The following is a 9,306-nucleotide window of genomic DNA, read 5'->3' on the forward strand; positions in this document are numbered from 1 at the left end:
CCGGGCCCCTCCCCCCCCCCTAGCCCCCCGGCCCGGCCGGGCTCCCCGGGGGGACCCCGGCCTCTCGTCGTGCGTGCGGTCGTTACGCGTCGACCAGCTGCTCGCTGGGCAGCTCGACGTGGGCGCCGAGGTCCCGCAGCTTCTCCATGAAGTTCTCGTAGCCGCGGTTGATCAGGTCGATGCCGTGCACGGTCGAGGTGCCCTCGGCCGCCAGCGCCGCGATCAGGTACGAGAAGCCGCCGCGCAGGTCCGGGATGACCAGCTCGGCGCCCATCAGCTTGGACGGGCCGGACACCACCGCGGAGTGCAGGAAGTTGCGCGCGCCGAAGCGGCACGGGGTGCCGCCCAGGCACTCGCGGTAGAGCTGGATGTGCGCGCCCATCTGGTTGAGCGCGCCGGTGAAGCCCAGCCGCGACTCGTACACCGTCTCGTGGACGATGGACAGGCCGGTGGCCTGGGTCAGCGCGACCACCAGCGGCTGCTGCCAGTCGGTCTGGAAGCCCGGGTGCACGTCGGTCTCCAGGGCGATCGCCTTGAGCTCGCCGCCCGGGTGCCAGAAGCGGATGCCCTCGTCGTCCACCTCGAAGGCGCCGCCGACCTTCCGGAAGGTGTTGAGGAAGGTCATCATCTCCAGCTGGCGGGCGCCGCGGACGTAGATGTCGCCCTTGGTCGCCAGCGCCGCGCAGGCCCAGGAGGCGGCCTCCAGCCGGTCCGGCAGGGCCCGGTGGTTGTAGCCGTTCAGCTCGTCCACACCGGTGATCAGGATGGTGCGGTCGGTGCCCAGGGTGATGATCGAGCCCATCTTCTGCAGCACGCAGATCAGGTCGACGATCTCCGGCTCGATGGCCGCGTTGCGCAGCTCGGTGACGCCCTCGGCGAGGACGGCGGTGAGCAGCACCTGCTCGGTCGCGCCGACCGAGGGGTAGGGCAGCTCGATCTTGGTGCCGCGCAGCCGCTGCGGGGCCACCAGGTAGGTGCCCTGCGGGTGCTTCTCGATGGTGGCGCCGAACTGGCGCAGCACCTCGAAGTGGAAGTCGACCGGCCGGCCGCCGATGTCGCAGCCGCCCAGGCCCGGGATGAAGGCGTGGCCGAGGCGGTGCAGCAGCGGGCCGCAGAACAGGATCGGGATCCGCGAGGAGCCCGCGTGGGCGTCGATGTCGGCGACGTTGGCGCTCTCGACGTGCGAGGGGTCGAGGATCAGCTCGCCGTCCTCGTCGCCGGTGCGCACGGTCACGCCGTGCAGCTGCAACAGGCCGCGGACCACCTTGACGTCGCGGATGTCCGGGACGTTGCGCAGTCTGCTGGGGCCCTGGCCGAGGAGGGCGGCGACCATGGCCTTGGGGACCAGGTTCTTCGCACCGCGGACGCGGATCTCGCCTTCGAGCGGGTTTCCGCCGTGGACCAGCAGGACGTCGTCGGTCATCGTTCTCGCAATCCGGGGTGCCAGAGGAGTGGGAACGGCTCCGTCACGGAACCGCTGGTGGACCGGTGGTACAGGCGTACGGGCGCGTTCGGGCCCCCGGAGAATCCGAGTCGGCACCGTAGAGGGGCGTCCACCATCCGTAGATGGTAGTGGGCGTCCCGATGGTTCCCGTTTGCCTCTCCCGTGATGGTGCTCTCTCCGGCCCGGCTCCCGCCCGCCGGTTCGGCCGTACGGGTGCTCGTCCGGCGTGGCGGGGTTTCGGGTGTTGCGGTGTCCGGCCGGTGCCGTTCTGCGGGATCATGTGTGGCATGACGGCGGCCCATTCGCACGGAGGCCGGTCCCACACCGGCCGTCTGCTCGTCGCGACGCCCATGCTCACCGACCCGAACTTCGCCCGGGCGGTGGTGCTGCTCCTCGACCACGACGCCGAGGGGGCGCTCGGCGTGGTGCTCAACCGGCCGACGCCGGTCGAGGTGGGCAGTGTGCTGGACGGCTGGGGCAGACTCGTCGGGCAGCCCGCGGTGGTGTTCCAGGGCGGGCCGGTGGCGCTGGACTCGGCGCTCGGCCTGGCCGTCGCGCCGGGGGAGCCGGGCACCGGGGAGCCGCTCGGCTGGCGCCGGGTGCACGGCGCGATCGGCCTGGTCGACCTGGAGGCGCCGCCGGAGGTGCTGGCCGGGGAGCTGGGCAGCCTGCGGATCTTCGCCGGGTACGCGGGCTGGTCGCCGGGCCAGCTGGAGTCGGAGCTGGGGAGCGGCGCCTGGTACCTGGTGGACTGCGAGCCGGGGGACGTCTCCAGCCCGGAGCCGGAACGGCTGTGGCGCTCGGTGCTGCGCCGCCAGCGCAGCCCGCTGGCCCTGCTGGCGACCTACCCGGACGACCCGACGATGAACTAGGGCGTGTCCGGCCCGTCCGGCCCCGTGTCGAGGCCCGGGGAACCCGGGCCGCCGCGTGACACTGGCCCGGTTTCCCGGGGCGCCCATAGACTTGGCACCCATGAGCACTCTTGAGCCCGAGCGCGGCCTCGGCACCGGCACCCTGGTCGAGCCCGTCCCCCAGGTGTCCCACGGGGACGGCGACCACGAGCGCTTCGCGCACTACGTCCAGAAGGACAAGATCATGGAGAGCGCGCTCTCCGGGTCCCCGGTGGTGGCGTTGTGCGGCAAGGTGTGGGTGCCCGGGCGCGACCCGAAGAAGTACCCGGTCTGCCCGATGTGCAAGGAGATCTACGACGGCATCGGCAAGCCGCAGGGCGGCGACGGGGACAACGGCGGCAAGTAGTCCGCCGCCGTCTGCAGGACGCCGTTTTGCATAGCACCGCGTTTCCCAGGTGGTCTATGCCAATCGTTCGGGGCCTGGGCAGGATGTCGGAATGGACCTCATTCCCGCACCTTCGAGTGCCGTCCGGCGCCCGGACGGGGACTTCCCGCTCGACGCCGCCACCACGCTGACCGCACCGCCCGTACTGGCCGACGCCGAGCGCTGGCTGCGCGGCACGCTGTCCGCCGCCACCGGGCTGCCGCTCGGTCCGGGCCGGCCGGGCAAGGGCATCGAGCTGGTCCTGGACGACACCCTGGCCGCCGAGGCGTACCGGATCGCGGTGCGCCCCGGCCACGCCCTGCTCACCGCCGGCGGGCCGGCTGGCGCCCTGTGGGCGGCCCAGACCCTGCGGCAGCTGCTCGGGCCGGACGCCTACCGCCGCTCGCCGCTGCGCGCCGAGGGCTGGGTGCTGCCCGGCGCGGACATCGCGGACGAACCCCGGTTCGGCTGGCGCGGCGCGCTGCTGGACGTCGCCCGGCACTTCCTGCCCAAGTCCGACCTGCTGCGCTTCGTCGACCTGCTGGCCGCGCACAAGCTCAACGTGCTGCACCTGCACCTGACCGACGACCAGGGCTGGCGGGTGGAGATCAAGCGCTACCCGCGGCTGACGGAGCGCGGCGCCTGGCGGGAGCGCTCGATGGTCGGCTACCGGTCCGCGCAGCGCCGCGACGACCGCCCGCACGGCGGCTACTACACCCAGGACGACCTGCGCGAGATCGTCGCCTACGCGGCCGCGCGCGGGGTCACCGTCGTCCCGGAGATCGACCTGCCCGGCCACACCCAGGCCGCCGTCGCCGCCTACCCCGAGCTGGGCAACACCGACGTGGTGGACACCGCCGCGCTCGGCGTCTGGACCGACTGGGGGGTGAGCCACCACGTGCTCAACGCCTCCGAGGAGACCCTGCGCTTCTTCGAGGGGGTGCTGGAGGAGGTCCTGGAACTGTTCCCGTCCGAGTTCGTCCACCTCGGCGGCGACGAGTGCCCCAAGGAGCAGTGGAAGGACAGCGCCGCCGCCCAGGCCCGGATCCGCGAGCTGGGCCTGGCCAACGAGGACGAGCTGCAGAGCCACCTCATCCGGCACTTCGACCGCTGGCTGGCCGAGCGCGGCCGCCGGCTGATCGGCTGGGACGAGATCCTGGAGGGGGGCCTCGCCCCGGGCGCGGCGGTCTCCTCCTGGCGCGGCTTCGGCGGCGGGATCGCGGCCGCGAAGGCCGGGCACGACGTGGTGATGTGCCCCGAGCAGCACGTCTACTTCGACCACCGGCAGGCGGACGGGCCGGACGAGCCGGTCCCGGTCGGCTTCGTGCGCACGCTGGAGGACGTCTACCGCTTCGAGCCCGTCCCCGAGCAGCTGGACGGGGAGGCCGCCCGGCACGTCATCGGCACCCAGGCCAACCTGTGGAGCGAGTTCATGGACAGCGCCCGGGACATCGACTACCGGGCCTTCCCCCGGCTGGTCGCCTTCGCGGAGGTCGCCTGGTCCGCGCTGCCCGCCGTGCCCGCCGAGCGCGACTACGCCGGCTTCGAGCGGCGGCTGCGGGGCCACCTGGCGGTGCTGGACGCGCTGGGCGTCGAGTACCGCCCGGCCGACGGGCCGCACCCCTGGCAGCGCCGGCCCGGGGTGGCGGGGCGGCCGATCGAGGGGCCGCCGCCGGTGCGCTGAGGCGGTGCGGGCGGTGCGCCGATGTGTTCGTCGGGAACTTATGGACGGTCATCTGACGTCAAGAAGAGATGAACATCTGCCCCGGTCCCGTTCGGGTCGGGGCAGATACCGCCCGGTATCCGTCCCAATCGGGCAGTCCCGTTCACCGGTCCCGAAATGATCATCGAGCATTGTGTGCCAGAGTTGCCCAACCCGGCCCGATCGCCCGTACCCTACGGCCAGGCCGGGCTGCTGACGCGGACAGTGCAGTGCGGCCACGGCCGCGGGCGGCAGACGATCGATGAGCAAGTGGAGCACGGTGGGACCCAGGTGAACCGGACGATCATGCTGCCGGCCTCGCTCGACGAGGCCGTCGACGCGTTGGCCGCCGCCCCGGCCGCGGTACCGGTGGCCGGAGCCACCGACCTCATGGAAGCCGTCAACGCCGGACGGCTGCGCCCCGCCGCCCTGGTCGGCCTCGGCCGGATCACCGAACTGCGCGGCTGGCGCTACGAGGACGGCGGCACCGCGGTGCTCGGCGCCGGACTCACCCACGCCCGGATGGACCGCCCCGACTTCGCCGCGCTCATCCCCGCCCTCGCCGACGCCGCCCGCACCGCCGGCCCGCCGCAGGTCCGCAACGTCGGCACCCTCGGCGGCAACATCGTCACCGCCGCCCCGGCCGGCGACACCCTCCCGGTGCTCGCCGCCCTGGAGGCCAGCGTCACCCTCGCCCGGGCCGGCGGCAGCCGCGAGGTGCCGGTCAGTCACCTGCTCACCGGACTCGACCCGGTGCGCCCCGGCGAACTGCTCACCTGGGTGCGGGTCCCGCTGCTGCACGCGCCGCAGGTCTTCCTCAAGGCCACCGGCCGCAGCGGCCCGGCCCGTGCCACCGCCTCCGTCGCACTCGTCCTCGACCCGGCCCGGCGCGCCGTGCGCTGCGCCGTCGGGGCCGTCGCCCCGGTGCCGCTGCGCCCGCTGGAGGCCGAGGCCTGGGTGGCCGGCTGCATCGACTGGGACGGCAGCCGGGAGATCGACCCGGCCGCGGGCGCCGCCTTCGGCGAGTACGTCGCCGCCGCCTGCGTCCCCGACAACTACGGTGCCGAAGGGGCCTGGGAGGCCGCGACCGAGGGGCCGACCGCGGCCGCCGTCCGGCTGCGGCGTACCGTATCGGTGCTGGCCCGACGGGCACTGGGAAGGGCGCTGAAGTGACCACAGACCCCATCGAGACCCTCGACGCCGACCCGCTCGGCCTCACCCCGCAGGTCAGCCGGGAGCTGCGCCCGTGCGCCTCCTACACGCTGCGGGTCAACGGTTTCGAACGGCCCGTCACCGACGCCTGGATCGGCGAGAGCCTGCTCTACGTGCTGCGCGAGCGGCTCGGCCTGGCCGGCGCCAAGGACGGCTGCGAGCAGGGCGAGTGCGGGGCCTGCTCGGTGCAGGTGGACGGCCAGCTGGTGGCCGGCTGCCTGGTGCCCGCCGCGCTGGCCGCCGACAGCGAGATCAACACCGTCGAGGGCCTGTCGGCCGGCGGCGGCGCGAGCGACGTCCAGCAGGCGCTGGCCGCCTCCGGCGCCGTGCAGTGCGGCTACTGCACCCCCGGCATGGCGATGGCCGTGCACGACCTGCTCCAGCGCAACCACCGGCCCACCGAGGTCGAGGCCCGGCAGGCGCTGTGCGGCAACCTGTGCCGCTGCACCGGCTACCGCGGAGTGCTGGCCGCCGTCCAGACCGTCGCGGACGCCCGCGCGCTGGAGGTCGAGGAGGCCGAGGAGGCCGCCGCCGCGGCCGCCGAGGGGAGCACCGCGGCCCCGGCCGCCGGGACCGGCGCCCCGGCCGCCGCCGTCGAGCCGGAGCCGGCCGTCGAACCGCCGGTCTACGCCGACTCCGAGGCCTGGATCGAGCACGTCCCGCAGCCGCCCGTCGAACCGGCCCCCGCCCCGGTGCCCGCCCAGGCCCAGGCCCCGCTGCCGGCCCAGGCCCCCGCCGAGCAGCCGTACGGCGACGGCGGCTACGACACCGGCGTGTACGACACCTCCGCGCTGACCGGGATGCAGCCCGGCATCCCCGCCCAGGCCGTCGGCGACCAGGTGTACTACCCGCAGGGCTACCCCGAGCAGCCCTACCAGGCCACCCCCGCGCACGGCACCTACGTGCCGGCCGGCTACCCGGACGGCCACCAGCAGCACACCGGCTACGACACCGGCTACGACGCCCCGGTCTACGAGCCCACCCCCGCGCACGGCACCCCGCTGCCGGGCGCCGTCCACGACGGCACGCCCCCGCACGGCACCCCGTACGCGGACCCGCACGGGACCCCGGCCGAGGCCGGCGTCCCGACCACCGGCGTCCCCTACGGCGCCACCCCCGCCCACGGCATCCGGCTCCCCGAGGACGACCACGCATCATGACGTCGCCTACCGACATCGGCGCAGCACTCCAGCAGGACGGCGGCGAGGGCGGCGCCGGACCGGAGCCCTTCGGCCTGGGCAGCTCCCCGCTGCGCAGCGACGCGCTGCCCAAGGCGCTCGGCATCTACCCGTACGCGGCCGACCTCTGGGCCGAGGGGCTGCTGTGGGGCGCGGTGCTGCGCTCGCCGCACCCGCACGCCCGGATCCGCGGCATCGACACCTCGGCCGCGCTCGCCCTGCCCGGGGTGCACGCCGTGGTCACCGCCGCCGACCTGCCGCCCGGCCCGGACGGCCTGCCGGACGGCGCCCCGGCCGGCCCGATCGTCTCCGACCGCCCGGTGCTGGCCGCCGGCGTGGTGCGCCACCACGGCGAGCCGATCGCCGCGGTCGCCGCCGACCACCCCGACACCGCCCGGCTGGCCGTCGGCCTGATCGCGGTCGACTACGAGCCGCTGGAGGCGGTCACCGACCCCGAGCAGGCCTTCACCGCTCCGGCGCTGCACCCGGACGGCAACCTGTTCCGCCACCTGCCGCTGCGCACCGGGGACCCGGACGCGGCCGGCGAGATCATCGTCGAGGGCCTCTACCAGGTCGGCCGGCAGGACCCGGCCCCGCTCGGCGCCGAGGCCGGGCTGGCCGTGCCGCGCCCGGACGGCGGCGTCGAGCTGCACCTGTCCTCCACCGACCCGCACGGCGACCGCGACCGCACCGCCGCCTGCCTCGGCCTGGAGCCGGACCGGGTCCGCCTGGTGGTCACCGGCGTGCCCGGCGCCACCACCGACCGCGAGGACCTCTCCTTCCAGGTCACCCTGGCGCTGCTGGCGCTGCGCACCGGCCGCCCGGTGAAGATGACCCTCACCCGCGAGGAGTCCTTCCACACCCACACCTCGCGCCACCCCGCGCTGCTGCGCTACCGCCACCACGCCGACGCCGACGGCACCCTGGTGAAGGTGGAGGCGCAGATCCTGCTGGACGGCGGCGCCTACGCCGACGTCTCCGCCGAGGCGCTGGCCGCCGCGACGGCCTTCTCGGTCGGCCCGTACGTCTGCCCCAACGTGTTCGTGGACGCCTGGGCGGTGCGCACCAACAACCCGCCGGCCGGGCGGATGCGCGGCGAGGGCGCGCTCCAGGCCTGCTTCGCGTACGAGTCGCAGCTGGACCAGCTGGCCGCCCGGGTGGGCGTGGACCCGGTGGAGATCCGCCGCCGCAACGCGATGTCCACCGGCGACCCGCTGCCCACCGGACAGGCCGTCACCTGCCCCGCCCCGGTGAAGGCGCTGCTGGACGCGGTGGCCGCCGAGCCGCTGCCGGCCCTGCCGGTGGACGACCCGGACGCCGAGTGGCTGCTGCCCGGCGGTCCCGGCGGGGCCGGGGACCCGGCCGCGGTGCGGCGCGGGATCGGCTACGCCGTCGGCATGGTGCACATGCTGGGCGCCGAGGGCGAGGACGAGGTCTCCACCGCCACCGTGCGGGTCAGCGGTGACCACGCCACGGTGATCTGCGCGGCCGTCGACGCCGGGCAGGGCTTCGCCACGCTGGCCCGGCAGATCGTGCAGACGGTGCTGGGCGTCAGCGAGGTCTACATCGCGCCGGCCGACAGCGACCAGTCGATCGCCGGGCCCTCCGCCCGGGGCCGGCACACCTGGGTCTCCGGCGGGGCGGTCGAGCGGGCCGCGCTGATGGTCCGCCACCAGCTGCTGCAGCCGATCGCGGCCGACTTCGGGATGTCGGTGGAGCTGCTGCAGATCGCCGACGGCAAGATCACCTCCTACGACGGGGTGCTCGGCATGCCGGTCGCGGAGGCGCTGGAGGGCAAGGAGCTCTGGGCCACCGCGCAGTGCCGCCCGCACCCGACCGAGCCGCTGGACGAGTCCGGACACGGCGACGCCTTCGTCTCCATCTCCTTCTGCGCGATGCGCGCGGTGGTGGATGTGGACATCGAGCTGGGGGCCGTCCGGGTGGTCGAGATGACCGTCGCCCAGGACGTCGGCCGGGCGCTGAACCCGCGCCAGATCGAGGACCGGATCGAGGCGGGCGTGGCCCACGGCGTGGGACTGGCGCTGATGGAGGACCTCCAGACCTCGGGCGGGGTGATGACCAACCCCTCGCTCACCGGCTACCGGCTGCCGACCTCGCTGGACACTCCCGAGGTGCGGATCGCCGCGCTGCTGGAGGAGCGGGACGTGGTCGCCACCTTCGGGGCCAAGGCGGTCAGCGCGGTGCCCGCGGTGGTCGCCCCCTCGGCGGTCGCCGCCGCCGTCCGGGCCGCCACCGGGCTGCCGGTGGGCCGGCTGCCGATCCGCCCGGAGGACGCCGTCACGGCCTGAGCCGGCGCCCGCGGCCGTCGGGCCCCGCCGCCGCGGGTGCCCGTCGGGTCGTCGGGTCGGGTCGGGCGGCCGGAAACGGAACGGGAAATGCGGAATTGGGGGGGGGGGTGTGGGGGGCCCCGCAACAACAAATATCTCCGGAGGGGGGGAGGTAAACCACCACCAACAACTGGAAAACGTTAGCAG

The 9,306-nt window shown here is 74.7% G+C and carries 7 protein-coding genes; 6 read left to right on the top strand and 1 reads right to left on the bottom strand.

Going from position 1 to position 9,306, the window contains the following annotated elements:
• Positions 1–82: 82 nt before the first annotated feature.
• A complete protein-coding gene (gene murA / locus ACFWXO_RS05845) occupies positions 83–1,423 on the bottom strand; it encodes a UDP-N-acetylglucosamine 1-carboxyvinyltransferase (RefSeq protein ID WP_375882997.1) in 1,341 nt (446 codons plus the stop codon).
• Between the two features lie 299 nt (positions 1,424–1,722).
• Here murA and ACFWXO_RS05850 point away from each other — a divergent pair, with 299 nt between their 5' ends.
• From ACFWXO_RS05850 to ACFWXO_RS05875, 6 genes are all read left to right on the top strand, one after another.
• Entirely contained in the window at positions 1,723–2,316 is a 594-nt protein-coding gene (locus tag ACFWXO_RS05850; protein ID WP_375883000.1) for a YqgE/AlgH family protein, read from the top strand.
• A gap of 100 nt (positions 2,317–2,416) precedes the next feature.
• On the top strand, positions 2,417–2,701 hold the full coding sequence (locus ACFWXO_RS05855; protein WP_360239079.1) for a DUF3039 domain-containing protein: 285 nt from the start codon (positions 2,417–2,419) through the stop codon (positions 2,699–2,701).
• Between the two features lie 91 nt (positions 2,702–2,792).
• Positions 2,793–4,403, top strand: coding sequence for a beta-N-acetylhexosaminidase (locus ACFWXO_RS05860; protein WP_380522506.1), 1,611 nt, complete (start codon positions 2,793–2,795; stop codon positions 4,401–4,403).
• 324 nt (positions 4,404–4,727) lie between these two features.
• A complete protein-coding gene (locus ACFWXO_RS05865) occupies positions 4,728–5,594 on the top strand; it encodes an FAD binding domain-containing protein (RefSeq protein ID WP_375883450.1) in 867 nt (288 codons plus the stop codon).
• On the top strand, positions 5,591–6,793 hold the full coding sequence (locus tag ACFWXO_RS05870) for a 2Fe-2S iron-sulfur cluster-binding protein (RefSeq protein ID WP_380522507.1): 1,203 nt from the start codon (positions 5,591–5,593) through the stop codon (positions 6,791–6,793). The genes ACFWXO_RS05865 and ACFWXO_RS05870 overlap by 4 nt, the downstream gene beginning before the upstream one ends.
• Positions 6,790–9,120, top strand: a complete 2,331-nt coding sequence (locus ACFWXO_RS05875) for a xanthine dehydrogenase family protein molybdopterin-binding subunit (RefSeq protein WP_380522508.1) — start codon at positions 6,790–6,792, stop codon at positions 9,118–9,120. The genes ACFWXO_RS05870 and ACFWXO_RS05875 overlap by 4 nt, the downstream gene beginning before the upstream one ends.
• Positions 9,121–9,306 lie beyond the last annotated feature (186 nt).

This window comes from Kitasatospora sp. NPDC059088, from assembly GCF_042738155.1.
Taxonomy (GTDB): Bacteria; Actinomycetota; Actinomycetes; order Streptomycetales; family Streptomycetaceae; genus Kitasatospora.